Annotated in this window: 13 protein-coding genes and 2 pseudogenes; 9 read left to right on the forward strand and 6 right to left on the reverse strand. The window is 58.7% G+C overall.

Annotated features, from left to right (window positions below):
* The first annotated feature begins 12 nt into the window (after positions 1 to 12).
* From K6I40_RS07600 to K6I40_RS07610, 3 genes and pseudogenes are all read left to right on the forward strand, one after another.
* Positions 13 to 1,690 (forward strand): annotated as a pseudogene (locus K6I40_RS07600) (L-lactate permease).
* Between the two features lie 60 nt (positions 1,691 to 1,750).
* Entirely contained in the window at positions 1,751 to 3,253 is a 1,503-nt protein-coding gene (locus K6I40_RS07605) for an FAD-binding oxidoreductase (protein WP_255681549.1), read from the forward strand.
* A 32-nt stretch (positions 3,254 to 3,285) separates the two neighbouring features.
* Positions 3,286 to 4,286, forward strand: a protein-coding gene (locus K6I40_RS07610) for an IS630 family transposase (RefSeq protein WP_222914137.1) whose coding sequence is annotated in 2 segments (ribosomal slippage) — positions 3,286 to 3,778 and positions 3,778 to 4,286 — 1,002 coding nt in all. Because the reading frame shifts where the segments join, the coding sequence is not laid out codon by codon here.
* 23 nt (positions 4,287 to 4,309) lie between these two features.
* On the opposite strand, the gene K6I40_RS28245 is transcribed toward K6I40_RS07610, so the two are convergent.
* Genes K6I40_RS28245 through K6I40_RS07630 form a run of 5 tightly spaced genes read right to left on the reverse strand, consistent with a single transcriptional unit; the run spans position 4,310 to position 7,955 of the window.
* Positions 4,310 to 4,534 carry a helix-turn-helix domain-containing protein gene (locus tag K6I40_RS28245; protein ID WP_255681551.1) on the reverse strand — a complete coding sequence of 75 codons (225 nt, stop codon included), beginning with the start codon at positions 4,532 to 4,534 and terminating at the stop codon, positions 4,310 to 4,312.
* The gene (locus K6I40_RS07615) at positions 4,486 to 5,007 is read right to left on the reverse strand and encodes a helix-turn-helix domain-containing protein (protein WP_255681554.1); all 522 of its coding nucleotides are present in this window, start codon (positions 5,005 to 5,007) and stop codon (positions 4,486 to 4,488) included. The genes K6I40_RS28245 and K6I40_RS07615 overlap by 49 nt, the downstream gene beginning before the upstream one ends.
* Before the next feature lie 59 nt (positions 5,008 to 5,066).
* Positions 5,067 to 6,362 carry an MmgE/PrpD family protein gene (locus K6I40_RS07620; protein ID WP_222914139.1) on the reverse strand — a complete coding sequence of 432 codons (1,296 nt, stop codon included), beginning with the start codon at positions 6,360 to 6,362 and terminating at the stop codon, positions 5,067 to 5,069.
* Positions 6,362 to 6,829 carry a Rieske (2Fe-2S) protein gene (locus K6I40_RS07625; protein ID WP_222914141.1) on the reverse strand — a complete coding sequence of 156 codons (468 nt, stop codon included), beginning with the start codon at positions 6,827 to 6,829 and terminating at the stop codon, positions 6,362 to 6,364. Before K6I40_RS07625 ends, K6I40_RS07620 begins: the two co-directional genes overlap by 1 nt.
* A gap of 4 nt (positions 6,830 to 6,833) precedes the next feature.
* Entirely contained in the window at positions 6,834 to 7,955 is a 1,122-nt protein-coding gene (locus K6I40_RS07630; RefSeq protein ID WP_222914143.1) for an amidohydrolase family protein, read from the reverse strand.
* A gap of 415 nt (positions 7,956 to 8,370) precedes the next feature.
* Here K6I40_RS07630 and K6I40_RS07635 point away from each other — a divergent pair, with 415 nt between their 5' ends.
* From K6I40_RS07635 to K6I40_RS07660, 6 genes and pseudogenes are all read left to right on the forward strand, one after another.
* Positions 8,371 to 9,153, forward strand: coding sequence for a carbon-nitrogen hydrolase family protein (locus tag K6I40_RS07635; protein ID WP_222914145.1), 783 nt, complete (start codon positions 8,371 to 8,373; stop codon positions 9,151 to 9,153).
* 444 nt (positions 9,154 to 9,597) lie between these two features.
* Positions 9,598 to 10,512 carry a glycine betaine ABC transporter substrate-binding protein gene (locus tag K6I40_RS07640; RefSeq protein WP_255681558.1) on the forward strand — a complete coding sequence of 305 codons (915 nt, stop codon included), beginning with the start codon at positions 9,598 to 9,600 and terminating at the stop codon, positions 10,510 to 10,512.
* Positions 10,512 to 11,231 (forward strand): ABC transporter permease, encoded by a 720-nt coding sequence (locus K6I40_RS07645; RefSeq protein ID WP_222914147.1) that lies wholly within the window; start codon positions 10,512 to 10,514, stop codon positions 11,229 to 11,231. Before K6I40_RS07640 ends, K6I40_RS07645 begins: the two co-directional genes overlap by 1 nt.
* Positions 11,224 to 12,282 (forward strand): ATP-binding cassette domain-containing protein, encoded by a 1,059-nt coding sequence (locus K6I40_RS07650; RefSeq protein WP_255681561.1) that lies wholly within the window; start codon positions 11,224 to 11,226, stop codon positions 12,280 to 12,282. Before K6I40_RS07645 ends, K6I40_RS07650 begins: the two co-directional genes overlap by 8 nt.
* A gap of 5 nt (positions 12,283 to 12,287) precedes the next feature.
* On the forward strand, positions 12,288 to 12,962 hold the full coding sequence (locus K6I40_RS07655; protein ID WP_222914994.1) for an ABC transporter permease: 675 nt from the start codon (positions 12,288 to 12,290) through the stop codon (positions 12,960 to 12,962).
* Between the two features lie 131 nt (positions 12,963 to 13,093).
* Positions 13,094 to 13,300, forward strand: a pseudogene (locus K6I40_RS07660) (four-helix bundle copper-binding protein); the annotation flags it as partial.
* Positions 13,301 to 13,348: 48 nt separating this feature from the next.
* Here K6I40_RS07660 and K6I40_RS07665 read toward each other — a convergent pair.
* Complete coding sequence (locus K6I40_RS07665) at positions 13,349 to 14,605, reverse strand: RNA-guided endonuclease TnpB family protein (protein WP_222914149.1); 1,257 nt, start codon at positions 14,603 to 14,605, stop codon at positions 13,349 to 13,351.
* Positions 14,606 to 14,725 lie beyond the last annotated feature (120 nt).

Consider the following 14,725-nt stretch of genomic DNA (forward strand, 5'->3'; position numbering starts at 1 on the left):
GGGGAACAGTCAATGGCTGACACGATGCCGATCGCGTGGCTCTCCGCGCTGATCGTCGGATTCTTCGTCTGGGACATGCCGGTCGCGTGGCTGGTCGCTGTGACTATCGAAGGTGCGATCACGGCCATACAGATCCTGTTTATCGTCTTCGGTGCACTCGTACTGCTGTACACGATGTCGCGTTTAGGGACGTTCGACGCTCTCAATACCGGAGTCGCGGCGATCAGTGACGACCGACGCGTCCAGATCGTACTCATCGGATTTTTCCTCTCGACGTTCCTCGAGGGAGCAGCCGGGTTCGGAACGCCTGCCGCGGTCGTCGCACCGCTGTTGCTCGGGCTCGGGTTTCCCGCGCTGATCGGCCACATCATCGCCGTCACCTACGGTGCGGTTGGGACGCCGATCATCGTCGGGATCAGAGAGCCGATGGCGGGCGTCGCCAGTATCCAAAGCGTACTCGACGCAGAGAGGATGACTGCGACGGAGTTCGCCGTCAACGTCGCTGCGTGGGCTGCGCGACGTACCATCTGCTGGTCGGGTTTCTGATGCCGCTGGTCGCCGTCGGAATGGTCGTCTACTTTTTCGGCGATCCCGACGATCGGTCGCTCGAACCGGCACTCGAAGTGTGGCCGCTGTGTCTCTTCGCTGGGTTCGCTTTCGCGATTCCCTACTGGCTGTCAGCGTGATTTATCAGTGCGGAGTTCCCGGCGCTAGCTGGCTCGATAATTGGCGGCGTGATCGTTATTAGCGTCCTTCGGGCTGGCTACCTTCTTCCGGACGAAGAGTGGGAGTTCCCCGAGCAATCGAAGTGGCCGGATCACTGGCTCGGTTCGATCGAGCCCGGAAACGCGAGACCCGTACTGAACAGTAACCACGACATCCCGCTGCTGCGGGCGTGGTCTCCGTATCTGCTGTTGCTGTCGATGTTGTTCCTGACTCGCGTCGTCGACCCGATCCGAAAAGTACTCCTGGGGGAACAAGTATCGCTGTTCGGTACTCAGGTTTCGATGACGGTCGGAACGATCGGAACACCGATGGGAGAATTCACCGTCGGTTTCCTCCTGTTCGAGTGGTCGAACATCCTCGGAACGACCCTCGGTAACGGCATCAATTTCGCCTACATTCCCGGTGCGTGGTTACTGTCAGCTCGATCATCGCGATCCCGACGTTCGACATGTCACGCGATCAGGTCTCCGAGGCCTGGCTCGAGGCGACGACGAAACTAATCTCGCCGTTGGTGGCGCTCGTGTTCGTCCTCGCGATGGCACATATCATGCTACAGTCGAGCGCCCATACGGACATCGACAGCATGATCCTGGTACTGGCGACCGCAGCGGCGGACCTGTTCGGTCCGGCCTACCCGACAGTCGCCGCCCTCATCGGTGCACTCGGCGCGGCGCTCGTCGGGTCGAACACCGTGAGCAATATCACGTTCGGTCCGTTCCAATTCTTCGCAGCCGAAGGGCTCAGGTTCTCGCGAGAACTCATCGTCGGGGCACAGGCTGTCGGCGGTGCCATCGGGAACCTCGTGGCGATTCACAACGTCGTCGCAGCGCTCGCGACCGTCGGCCTGATCGGGCAGGAAGGGCGCGTAATCCGATTGAATAGCATTCCGCTCCTCTATTACACCCTTTTCGTCGGCTTCTGGGTCGCTCTGTTCACGTATTTCCTCTTTCCAGAGACGTTTTGATAGCGGCAGGTAGGGCGTTTCAACAGAAATCAACAGTTACGAAACATGAAAATCGAACCTATGGCAAGCAACTCACCAGATCCGAGCAAACTCGATCCGTCGGCCGACCCGCGCGCCAACTACGACTACGCTAGCGACAGCGTCGATCGTCCCGCACTCGTCGGTGATCTCGAAGAGTTCGTCGACTGCGAGATCCGAGCCGATTCCTACTCCCGCGAGCTGTACGCGACCGACGCGAGTCCCTACGAGACGACGCCGATCGCCGTCGCGTTCCCCGAATCGACGGCGGACGTCGCCGATCTTCTCGAGTACTGTGGTGAACGCGAGATCTCGGTTCTCCCGCGAGGCGGCGGGACGAGTCTCGCCGGACAAACGGTCAACCGGGCCGTCGTACTGGATTTCACGCGGCACATGGGCGAGATCCTTGAGATCGATCCCGAGGGCCGCGCTGCAACAGTCCAGCCCGGAACGATCCTCGGGACGCTGAACGAAGCCCTCGAGCCCCACGACCTCAAGTTCTCCCCTGACCCCGCGTGGGGCGACAAGAGCGCCATCGGCGGCGCGATCGGGAACAACTCCAACGGCGACCTCGAGGGCCGGATTTACGCCGAGATCGAACGGATTCTCGCGGAAGACGCGGATCGCATCGATCAAGCCTATCCCGATCTCAAGCGTAACGTCTCGGGCTACAATCTCGACCGGCTGGTTGCCGAAGCTCGTGGTGACGAGTTGCCGGGCGGTGAGGAAACCGGTGAACCAGGCACCGTCAACATCGCCCGATTGCTGGCCGGCAGCGAAGGGACCCTCGCGGTCGTCACCGAGTCGACCGTCTCACTCGAGACGGTTCCGGAAACGAAGGCTGTCTCCTTGCTCTGTTATCCCGGTCTCCACGAGGCCATGCGAGACGTCGTTCCGATTCTCGAACACGATCCCGCGGCGGTAGAAGTCCTCGACGATGTCTTGATCGATCTGGCGAGCGACACCGCGGAGTTCGGTCCGGTCATCGAAACACTACCCGAGGGAACAAACGCCGTCCTCCTGGTCGAGTTTTACGCCGAGAACGTCGATTACGGTAAAGAACAGATCTCCGGCCTGCTCGCCGACCGTGTGCCGTCGGCGACACCTGTCGGAAAGCCCGCCGATAGTGCACCGATGAGCGATTCCGAGACGTTCGCGATCGAAGCCCTCGAGGCCTACGACGACGCCGAGCGGGCCAAGCTCTGGAAGCTCCGCAAGTCCGGACTGCCGATCCTGCTCTCGCGGACGACCGACGAAAAGCACATCTCCTTCATCGAGGACACCGCGATCCCGCCGGCGCGACTCCCCAAGTTCGTCGAGGGGTTCGAAGAAATCCTCGAGAAACACGACACGTACGCCAGCTTCTACGCCCACGCCGGTCCCGGCGTGCTCCATGTCCGGCCGCTCGTGAATACGAAGACCGAGATCGGACTGGAACAACTCCACGGGATCGCGGACGACATGACGGATCTCGTCGTCGACCTCGGCGGCTCGGTCTCGGGCGAACACGGCGACGGCCGCGTCCGGACCTATAGTAGCCATTAGAACTTTCTACTCAGAAGTTGTTGCTAAACGTAGTGGATCATCTCGACAAGATCTCTGTCAAGGAATTGCAAGATGCCCTCGACAACGTGGAGGGAAAGAAGCCGACGCAACGACTCTTAGCGGCAATAGCGTACAAAAATGGCGTCACACAGACTGAACTAGCCGAGTGGTACGACGTTCAGCGACGGACAATCTATAGCTGGCTCAAGCGACTCGACACCGACGAGTCGCTTGAGCGTGCCGTAACTGATGCTCATCGATCTGGGAGAAAACGGAAACTCTCAGAAGAAGAGCAAGAGACGTTCGAAGAAACTGTCCATGAATCGCCCGAAGAAGTTGGTATCGACGCGCCGGCATGGACGCCGGCGCTCGTCCAGCAGTATCTCGACGAAACGTACGATGTCGAATACTCACTCCCGAGTTGCCGGCGGTTGCTCAAAGAAGCGGGATTGAGCTATCAAAAACCACGCCGCACAGCCGCTGAAGCTGAGGCTGACGAACAAGAGACGTTCCACGAAGAACTGAAAAAAAGCGGCGGGAGATGGACGCCACAGTAGTCTGTCTCGATCAAACCAAGAAATCCGTGCAAGTTGAGCCGCGTGCCGCGTGGTTTCCGCGCGGCACGCGGCCGGCCGTCGAATTGTCCGGACAACGTGACTGGACGTGTCTCTTGGGCGCGATCACCGAGGACGGTGATCGCTTTTTCTCTCGATTCGAAGAGTACGTAACCGCCGCACATGCGAAAAATTTCATTCTCGCGTTATGCAACGAATTCCAAGATAACTTGATCGTCGTGTTGGATGGAGCGCCGTATTTCCAGGCGTCGGCCGTCACGGACCTGGCGGCCCGTGACGACCTCGCCTTCGTCACGTTACCAGCGTATTCACCGGAACTCAATCCAGTCGAAGAGTGCTGGAGACAGCTGAAATCAGCTCTTAGCAACCGGTTCTTTGACTCACTTTCTGAGCTCACAACAGCGATCGATACCGCTCTTGATCAACTCTCCATTCCCAAAGTGAGCAATTATTTCTAACTTCTACTATAGATAGTGCCGAATCACTCCTCTTCTCGCACTGCTAAGTTGATATACGGAAGAACGAACTCGACAAGCTGTTGCTCTACCTTTCGCAAGTGATTCGATGCGGTCGTCTTTGTAATATCCATCTTTTCTGCGATCTCTTCGAGCGTTACCTGCCGGGGGATCTCGAAGTATCCGTGTTCGACGGCCGTGTTCAGGAACTCACGCTGTCGGGGGGGATCGACGAAAGCAACTCCTGCCACTCGGAGCGACTGGGGATAATCTCGCGTCTGAAATCCTGTGTGATCCGTTCGACCGTCACGTTGCCGAACTCCGAGAGCAAGTCGATAGCCTCTGACAGTTCGCTCCGGTCGTTCAACAGCAGGTCAAAGCATTCACGGCCATTGACCAACTGGGTTGGGCCGAGTGGGAGATAGCCGTCGTACATCAGTGCCTGCAGTGGTGTGACTTCGGTCAGTCGCCCACGAAGCAACATCGTCGCAGCACATCGCCCTTCGCTCGTCTCGTACTGTTCGACGAGATCAACGGTCTCCACTGTCTCGTGTGCACGGATGATTTCGTGGATAGCATCGCAGTCGCGGGACTCAACTGCGAGCATCCCAATATAGCGATTGTTCCGGAACGTGGACGCGACGAACTCGCCGAACACGTCATGCTTCGCGAGTTCTGCCGTCCAGTCACCGTCGTACTGCACGCATACCTTCGCCGTGAGCATGGGTAGCAAGTAGAAGTGGCGGATGGATAACCCCTCTGTGTCGTGATGAACGACTCGACTCACTGCCAGGGCGCAAGCAACCTCGTCACTGACGCGGATTCACGCTCAAGAGTGTCGGCAAGGCGCTCGACTACAGCCTCCGAGAATGTCGGCGAAATGAGGCGGCGTGCCTTCTGCAGTCGCACGTCGACAGAGAGTGGTGCGTCCCGCGCACCGCGGCTCCGCGTCACGTCGGATCGGTACGTCTCCTCGGACGTTTCCACAGTCACGCGAGCAAGACACTCACCTGGGAACTGCTCGTCCAACGCGTCGTCGACGACGAACTCAACCCGCTCGGTAGCTGCCAGAATCTCCGGGTCTGTCCGTGCCGATTCGGCGTGTTCGGCCTGTGTGAAGCGTTCTCGAGTGAGCGCAGCGGCGACCGGATACGCATAAGAATACTGGGCGTCCTCCGGCGTTGCTGGCTGGCGAGTCTGCAGATGGGTCGCCTTCTCGAAAGTTGCGATCCGCACTGACTCGACACTCTCCGGGTCGATGTCGTATCGAGAGACCAACGTCAAGACGGCTTCGACACCGGGTTGTGCCCACCGACAGCACGGGTATGGTTTGAGATACCCCTTCGTCACGTGGAACACCTCACCCAGCGTATCGCCTACCGATGCCTCATCGAAGACAGTCCCTGATCCCGTGAACCCAGCCCCAGCGAGTTGGGCGGAGACGACGCCGGTGTACGCACCCCAGCCGATGCCGTCTTTCGTCATCCCTGGGTTCTCGACACCGCGCATGATTGGTGTCCGGGGCGCGTGATATTCGGCGACACCGAGAGCGTGTGCCATCTGCTCTGGCGAGAACGCAAACAGCCGCGCCGTTGCGGCGGCGGCACCGAGTGCGCCCCATGATCCAGTGCCCGTGTAGATGTCGTCGACCGCGTGAATCGCCAACCCAATGCGGACGGCGAGTTCGTAGCCGACGAAGACAGCATTGAGGAACTCCTGTATCGATGCATCGACGTTCTCGGCGGCCGCCAACGCGGGTGGGACGACCACTGCAGCCGGGTGGCCTTTGACCTCGCGGTGCCCATCGTCGATATCGAGTGCGTTCGCAGCGACTCCGTTGGCAAGTGCCGCCCCTTCAACAGCCACTGTGTCGCCCGACGCATCAAGCAGCGTCGTCTTACCCCCGTCGAGATGAGCCCGCGCGTACTGACGAACGATATCGACACCCGCCTGCCGATAGCCGGCGGTGATGGCTGCGAGCGTATCGAGCACGCGCGCTTTCACGTGAGCTTCGACGTCGTCCGGCGCGTCTGCGATCGTCGCCGACTGCGCGAATTCAACGGCTCGACCTGTATTCATCAGAGGTAGACAACGATCTGCTTGTCTTCGACATCCACCGCATACGTGTCGACTGGCGACTGCTCACCCTCGAGGTTAGCGCCACAGTCACAGCCACCATCGGGAGCACTCTCTTCGGCGGGCTCGCCATCGGCGGATTCCACAGCAGTATCGAACGACCGTGCGCGAACCTTGTGGGGGTTGAAGACGGACTCGCCCGTCGCGATGTCGAACTCCCAGCCGTGCCACGGACAGCGCAAGATCTGACCGTCGTCTTTCCACTCTACGTTCTCGGGGTCCGTCGCCGACGTCGTCCCTGTCACCTTTCCCATACAGAGCGGGGCTCGCTGATGCGGACAGTCGTTCTTGAGTGCGTAGTACTCGCCGTCGACGTTGAACACGCCGATCGAATGGCCGTTCAGTTCGACAATCGTGCGGTCACCTGGCGGCAGTTCGTCAGTTGAACAGATCTCGAAGCGTTTCTCCATCAAATCACTCTCCGTTAGTTGGAAGACTCGTCGGGTCGTTTGGAAGTCCGTACAGCTCCTGTGCGTTGCCTGCCATCACGGCGTGCTCCATCTCATCGGGCATTGGTGGGAGCGCGTATAGCGGTGAGTCCGTATCCCAGTGGGGGTAGTCACTGGCAAACATCACTGTCTCTTCGGCGTGCATCATTTCCAGAATTTGGAGGAGATGTTCGGGATTAGCCGGCTCTTCGATGGGCTGAGTGGTGAAACGCACTTGGTCACGAACGTATTCACTCGGTGGCTTCTGAAGATACGGGACCTGCGCGCGGAGCGCTTTCCAGTTTTTATCCATCCGCCAGAGGAAATGTGGCACCCAGCTCAGTCCGCCCTCAATAACGACAAAGCTGAGATCGGGGAACTTCGCGAGGACGCCCTCGGCGACGAGACTCACGAGTTGTCCCATCGCGTATGTCCCGAGGAGCGTATGCCACTCGAAGTAGGTGTTTGGATGCCCCGCACCCGTCGGCGGCTGCGTCACACCGTGGCCCTCCGTGTAGGGATGCATAGCGATGGGCAGCCCCATCTCCTCGGCGGCTTCGTACATCGGCCAGTAGTACTCGTGACCGTAGGGGAGCTGTGAGGCCATCGGCATCACCACCTGGACGACACGCGGATGGTCGCCAAGTTCGCGAATCATCTCGGCCATCCGGTCGGGTTTCTGTGGTGCGGCAAGCAGCGACCCAACAAACGGACCGCCCTCCACAAGCCAGTTGTCGATGACCCACTTGTTGTTCGCGACCGCGAGTTCGGCAGCGTAGTCCCGGTTCGGAAGAGCCGTGAGGTTGAGATAAGAGTTCCCCGTCAGAACCGCATAGTCGACGCCGAATTCGTCGAAGTGGTGGTCTTTCATCTTCTCGATGCTGGACCCCGCAGGACCGCCATCATCCGGTACCGCGTCGCGACGAGAGAATTCCGCGACGTTCTCATAGAGGATACGTGGTGACTGCACACCACGGTCTTTGTACTGGTCAGGGAGGTAGGCGATGACCGCTTCGGGATCCGTCCATTTTTGGTGGATATCACAATCAATGAGCGTCGGCGCCCCCTGCTGTGACCCGGTCGATTGTTCGGGGTGTCGTCCTGTCATCGTATGAGAGAACCAAACAGAGAGATCACCCTAAGCCACAGGGCAAACTTGTAGCAGATATATATACTAGTCGTGACAGGCGCCTGGTTTCGGGCTACTGTTCGTCCGTCGTCTCTGAACCGCGGCCCCACAGTGGCAACAGAATCCTCACTGGTGGTTTCATCGCGGTCATTGGGACCCTCCCCCAGACGACCGAACCCGTAGGACCTCGTCGTGAGAGACAGGCTGGTCCTGAGTTCCTCGAGGCAGCCTACTTGCGCCTATGCGGGTCTCAGCTGTGGGCTTTGCGCTGTGTGTCGGGACGCCAGATCCGGGTGGAAGTCATTTAAGTAGTGGAGATGTAGGTGTCAAGGATTACGCCACTCACGACTCGAGTCATCTGCATGCGGTATCAACCGAGGCAATTCAGTCAGTCATGAGCAACGCACGTATCGCTGCTTGCCAGTTCGAACCACATATCGGTGACGTCGACGCCAATCTCGACCGTATCGAACGGCTCACCGAACGACTACCGCCGGCGACGGTGTTCGCCGTCTTCCCAGAACTCTGTGTCACCGGCTACGACCTCGACAGCGCCCTGCCGGCGCAAACAGCGGTACCCGGGCCCGTGACGGACCGCATACAGACGATTGCCCAGAAGACCGGTGTCGACCTACTGATTGGACTGCCCGAAGCTGCCGGCGACGACGTTTACAACTCGCTCGTGTACGTCTCCGACCACGGTGTCAAGGCAATTTACCGGAAACAACAGCTGTGGGGAGACGAAGCAGCGCCGGTTACGGCCGGAACTGAACCAACGGTCGTCGAGACGCCGGCTGGACGGGTCGGAATGCTGCTCTGTTACGACCTGAACTTCCCTGAGCTCGCGCTCGAGTATGCCAAGGCTGGGTGTGACCTCCTTGCCGTCAGTGCAGCGTGGCGCCAGTCATTTGACCATGATTGGCGACTTCTCTGTTGTGCCCGTGCGCTCGACCAGACCTGCTATATCGTTGGCTCGAACCACTCCGGCACCCAATCCGGACGGCATCACGCAGGCGAGAGCCTGATCGCCGGGCCACGCGGTGAGATCATCACGAAAGCCACGGACAACAGGCCGACGATCTCGGCCGAAATCGACCCTGATGCGATCGAAACTGCTCGTCGCAAGAACCCGGTCCAGAAGTCCCGTCGCAATGAGGGCGACTCGGCTCGGCGGTAGCGCCTGTCGTTTACGAGCGCAAGTTGGGGTATCCTTTCTGTCGAGCGAACACACTTAGGACGTCACAAAGCAGTGAGTGAGGACGTCTGCTTGCGGTGAACCGCGCAAGCAACAGGATCGGGTCCACCGCTCACACGGTCCGCGTTCGCCGTCCTGACCGGTGGCAACGCCATCGCAATCGGCGGCAGCTCGCCGCCGACCGACGGCTTCCCGTCTCTTGTCGGTGTGACTGACCCGCGGAGTACGAGTTCGGCTCTGGTTCGTCGCCAAAGTCACGCGTCAGTGGCAGTTTACCGGGGAGATTTTGTGACGTCCAGGCACGATTTTCGGTACTATCATGTACTTTTCTTATAAAGGATTGATTAGTATGGGTCAATACTTAGGGTTTTTATCCCAGAAAGATCTAGCGTGCCAATTCAAAACACACGGCGTGGCCTACTCAGGATGGGAGGTGGGCTCGCCGTCACAGCGACTAGCGGGGTGACAGCCGGGTGTCTCACCCTCGCGTCAGAGTTCCGGAATGATTCGATCAAGGTTGGTTCGAAGCGGTTCACTGAGCAAGAAGTTCTCGGCTATCTCGCGTACGAGGCACTCGCTGCGAACACTGATCTCAATATCGGCGATCAGGTCGGTCTTGGCGGCACCACGACGAACTTTCGGGCAGTAGACTCCAGTGAGATCCAGTTGTACTGGGAATATACCGGGACGGCTTGGCAAACCCTTCCACCGAAACACGAGGAGGTCATTTCCGACCCCAAGGAGCTCTACGAGATGATAAAACAGGAGTTTGAAACGGAACACGATCTCACGTTCTTGCAACGGGCACCGCTCGACAACACCTACGTTCTCATGGCGAATCCCGAGTGGGCGAAACAGACCGGTGTGAAGTCGCTATCGGGACTCGCGTCGCATCTTACCGACACGGACACGCAGCTTACAGTCGCGTTGAACGCAGAGTTCCAAGATCGGGCAGATGGCTGGCCGGGGCTCATCGAGCACTATGGGTTTGCCGACAACACGCAACTGGAGATCAAGAACATTGACTCCGGACTCTTATACCAAGTCGTCGGTGAGGGGGAAGCCGATATCGGTGTTGGATTCAACACCGACCCGCGCATCCTGCAGTTCGACTTACAGGTGCTCGAGGACGATAAGCAGTTCTTCCCGAGCTATCACGCGGTGCCTATGGTACGCGTGTCGACGCTCGAGTCCAATCCATCGATTCGCGAACCACTGAACGCGACGAGCAAGAACCTCACCACTGACCAGATTCGAAAGCTCAACAAGCGGGTCGCGCTCGACAGGGTAAATCCACAGACGGTAGCCAAGGAGTATCTACGCGAGACGGGGGTGCTGTAATGTCCGCTCTCGTCGATTCGCTACCGCTGTTCGCGGATGGGTACATCGAGTACTTCCTCAACAATAAGACACTCCTGTGGGAGCTGCTTGTCAATCACATCATTGTCGTCATTGACTCGGTATGGCTCGCACTCGTCTTCGGTGTCCCGCTCGGCGTGCTCGCCACCTATAACGACCGCCTTGGAAAGGGCATCCTCTGGAGTGCAAGTATGCTGATGACGGTTCCGAGTATCGCCCTCTTCGGGCTGTTGATTCCGCTCGTCGGGATTGGAGAAATTCCAGTTATCATTGCACTTGTACTCTACGCCCAGTTGCCCATCATCAGAAATACCTACTTGGGTCTCACGCAGGTTGACCAGGCGACTATCGAGGCCGGGCGTGGAATGGGGATGACGAAGACACAGCGGCTCTGGCGACTCCAACTCCCCCAGGCGATTCCAGTTATCATGGCGGGCGTGCGCAACGCCGTCGTCATCCTTGTCGGCATCGCGGCCATCGGAGCGTTCATCGGAGCGAATAACCTCGGTGACCCCATCTTCAACGGCATCAGCGAGGCCTATCCAGCGGCCATCGTTGTCTCGACGATTCTGGTGTCGCTGCTTGCGCTGGCCTTCGACTACACCTTTCGCGTCCTCGAACAGGTGTTCAGACTCCGGAACGGCGAAGACGTCGAACTGACGATTGGAACACGGCTCATCCAGAGGTCAATACATGACTGAGACGAACCCGAGAGACACGACAGAAACATCGGACACGATGATCGAATTCGATAGCGTCACCAAGATCTACTCGGACCAGACCGTCGCTATCGAAGATATCAGCTTCGAGGTCGAACGGGGGACGACAACGGTCTTCGTCGGTCCCTCCGGCTGTGGCAAGACTACGTCGATGACGCTCGTCAACCGAATGCAAGATTCAACGGAGGGGACGGTCTACTACGACGGCACTGACGTGCAGGACCTCGACAAGGTCGACCTCCGCAGAGAGATTGGCTACGTAATTCAGGAGATCGGTCTCTTCGAGCATATGACGGTCAGCGAAAACATCGCAACGGTCCCCGAACTCAAGGGCTGGGCCCAGTCGCGTATCGACGACCGCGTCGACGAACTGCTCGAGTTGATGGACCTCCCACCGGCGACTTATCGCGACCAGTATCCCACCGCTCTCTCCGGCGGCCAACAACAGCGAGTCGGGGTCGCTCGCGCACTCGCTGCGGATCCCGATGTCCTCTTGATGGACGAACCGTTCGGTGCGCTGGACCCCCTCACCCGTGAGGAACTGCAAAACGAATTCCTCGAGATCCAAGAACGAATTGACACAACGATCCTCTTTGTCACACATGACATCAATGAGGCGTTGAAAATGGGTGATAAGATTGCGATCTTCGATGTCGGTGAGCTCGTGCAGTACGGCTCGCCACAGGAAATCCTTCATAACCCGGCCAACACCTTCGTGAAGGAGTTCATCGGTGCCGACCGAACACTCAAAGAACTTCAGATCACCCCCGTCCGAGATGTCATGTCGGAGCAGGAACCTACGGCCGAGCAGACAGCGCCCCCATCTGTCACCGACACCGAAGGCGAGTCGACTGCGGCGCTCGCTGATGGAACCGGGTACCAGTACATCGCCCCGACTGATACGGTCGACATCGCACTCTCGCGGATGATCGAAGTCGACACACAATCGCTCCCGGTCGTCAAAGACGACGATGTCGTGGGCGTCATCACGGAATCAGCGATTCGCGCGCATCAATCGAACGGAGGCGTGTGACGATCATGGGATTGATTGCCGAACTCGCAGCAGCGTACACCTACCTCGTGACGAACTTTGACGAGTTCCTCAAACTCTTAGCGGAGCATCTCACGCTCGTCCTCGTGTCGGTCGCGTTAGCGATCGTCGTCGCCGTCCCGATGGGTATCCTCGCGACACGAAACGAGCGCGCGCGAGCTATCGTCATGAGTTTCGGAAACGTCTCGCAGACGATACCAACACTCGCGATCATTGCGTTGGTCTTCCCCCTGCTCGGTCTGGGCTTCCTCCCTGCACTGGTCGGGCTGTTTACCTATGCACTTCTGCCCATCTTGACCAATACCGTCGCCGGCCTCGAAAACGTCGATGAGAGTTCTGTTGAGGCAGCACGTGGAATGGGAATGACGGAGAATCAGATCCTGCGGAGGATCAAACTCCCGCTGGCTGTCCCCGTTATCTTCGCCGGCATCCGGACGAGTGCCGTCCTTAACGTGGGTACTGCTTATCTCGCGTTCTTCATCGGTGGCGGCGGCCTCGGTGTTTGGGTCATTACCGGCATCTCACTGTTCGATACCTCTCAACTGCTCGCAGGTGCGATTCCTGGATCGCTACTGGCGATTGGCCTCGACTCGCTGTTTGCACACGTCGAAGGACGGCTCAGCGGTGAGAACGAGGCTGAACAGTCGCCGGCGGCTGGATGAGTGGTGCTGTTTCGTTACGCGTGAAACGTGAGGCGACACGATTCCCGTGAGTATGCCTTGTTGCTCAACTTGAGAGCGGGCGTATCCGAGGTGCCAGATAGCAGCCAGTACGACGAATGCCGCTGCCAACTCGGGATGTGGCCAATCTCGCCAGCGATCACGCCCGCTTCATGGCTCGGAACTCCAACTACGCTAACGAACTTACCGAAGCAACTGCTGGGGCCGCAGAGGAGTGTGCCGAGGAGTGTCGGCGTCACGACCACGACCACTGTCAGGTCTGTGCCGACGTCGTCGAGGAGTGCGCCGAGTCCTGCCGCGTGATGTTGCAAGCGTCGTAATACGCTCGTTCGGTTTTATCCACTGTCAACTATCCCACCCTACTTCGCTCACCCTGACGGGTTCGCTTGTTGAGGGTGGGGCTTGTCCATGAACTCGGCCTCGAACCCATCCGGGTGGGCGGTAAATCCGCCGCTCGGCGTCACCGTTCCAGACTTTAGGGCAAGCTGACTATTGCCCGTCCGCCGAGACGACTGTTGGCCCCGACGGACATACCGCATTCCGATGTTCTTCGCTGCATTATAGTCCGCGTTCGCTTCCGACTCACATTTCTGACACCGGAAGCCGTTACGAGTCGGGCGATTCTCGTCTGCCGTGAACCCACACTCGGCGCACCGCTTCGATGTGTACGCCGATCCGACTTGCTTCACCGAGATGCCGACTGCTTCGGCTTTGTATTCCACCTGTTCATATAGCGTTCTGAACGCCCATTTGTGCCCCCACGACGCACCTGTTCGGTCGCGGATGTGTGTCAAGTCCTCGAACGCGATGACGTCGCACTCATACCGGAGTGTTTCCGCAACGATGGCGTTCGACACCCGGTGAAGAACATCGCGGACGTAGCGAAGTTCGCGGCCACTCGACTGGTCAAGCGTTCGGTGAGCGCTTCGCGTCCCGGTCTGTTGGAGTCCGGCGCGTATCTTCTCAAACTCGCGGAGGTCGTGGGTTAACTCCCGCCCGCTGAAGAAGTAGGCGGTACTTGTGACGGCGAGGTTTTCGATGCCGAGGTCAACCCCGAGGACCGTTCCGTCCTCAGCGGTGTTCCTCTCAGCATCGTTCTTGGGTCGGCGGAAGCCGATATGCAAGAAGTAGTCGCCGTCACGGGCGGTGAGCGTACTTTCCGTGACGCTCCATATGTCTAAATCGAGGTACTGCCGTTGGTAGCCATCGTCGGCGTCGGGCAGAGCAAGTTCACATCGGACGCGACTTTCCGTTGTGGTGAGCGACACCGTATCGTCGTCAAACAACGTCATCGTCCGGGTGTCGTACTTCACCGTGGGTGCGGTAAAGGTCGGCTTGCTCTCCTTCTTGCCTTTGGACCGGCGTTCGATACAGCCGGTGATGTCTTGGGCGGCCTGGTGGGTGGCGAGAATCGCGTGCTGACTACCGAGGTCAGTCTGTTCGCGTACGTCGTCGTAGGCGAGGGGCTGTATGTCACTTTTGGTGTTACACTTGCCCCACGCCATGTCGGTGGCGATTTGGCAACCACACTTCCACTCGGAGATAGTATCTTCGAGAAGGCCGTGTTGCTCGTCCGTGACTTCGAGACGAGTGATTGCCGTCCGACGCACGTAGTCGTCTGCCACAGGTACCGGTGGAAAAGTGGATGTCAAAATTTCGATAGCGCCGCCATCTTGCGTTCAACACTGCAAGAATTGTAAAGCGTGTTCGGGGTTGGCGAAGAGATGGCTGGACTGTGTTAGGGA

Source organism: Natrinema sp. SYSU A 869 (assembly GCF_019879105.1).
Taxonomy (GTDB): Archaea; Halobacteriota; Halobacteria; order Halobacteriales; family Natrialbaceae; genus Natrinema.

Excerpts from the sequence above, each read along its gene's own strand:
- K6I40_RS07605 (WP_255681549.1), top strand. The coding sequence starts at position 1,751 with ATGGCAAGCAACTCACCAGATCCGAGCAAACTCGATCCGTCGGCCGAC.
- K6I40_RS07615 (WP_255681554.1), bottom strand. The coding sequence starts at position 5,007 with ATGCTCACGGCGAAGGTATGCGTGCAGTACGACGGTGACTGGACGGCA.
- K6I40_RS07620 (WP_222914139.1), bottom strand. The coding sequence starts at position 6,362 with ATGAATACAGGTCGAGCCGTTGAATTCGCGCAGTCGGCGACGATCGCA.
- K6I40_RS07625 (WP_222914141.1), bottom strand. The coding sequence starts at position 6,829 with ATGGAGAAACGCTTCGAGATCTGTTCAACTGACGAACTGCCGCCAGGT.
- K6I40_RS07630 (WP_222914143.1), bottom strand. The coding sequence starts at position 7,955 with ATGACAGGACGACACCCCGAACAATCGACCGGGTCACAGCAGGGGGCG.
- K6I40_RS07635 (WP_222914145.1), top strand. The coding sequence starts at position 8,371 with ATGAGCAACGCACGTATCGCTGCTTGCCAGTTCGAACCACATATCGGT.
- K6I40_RS07640 (WP_255681558.1), top strand. The coding sequence starts at position 9,598 with ATGGGAGGTGGGCTCGCCGTCACAGCGACTAGCGGGGTGACAGCCGGG.
- K6I40_RS07645 (WP_222914147.1), top strand. The coding sequence starts at position 10,512 with ATGTCCGCTCTCGTCGATTCGCTACCGCTGTTCGCGGATGGGTACATC.
- K6I40_RS07650 (WP_255681561.1), top strand. The coding sequence starts at position 11,224 with ATGACTGAGACGAACCCGAGAGACACGACAGAAACATCGGACACGATG.
- K6I40_RS07655 (WP_222914994.1), top strand. The coding sequence starts at position 12,288 with ATGGGATTGATTGCCGAACTCGCAGCAGCGTACACCTACCTCGTGACG.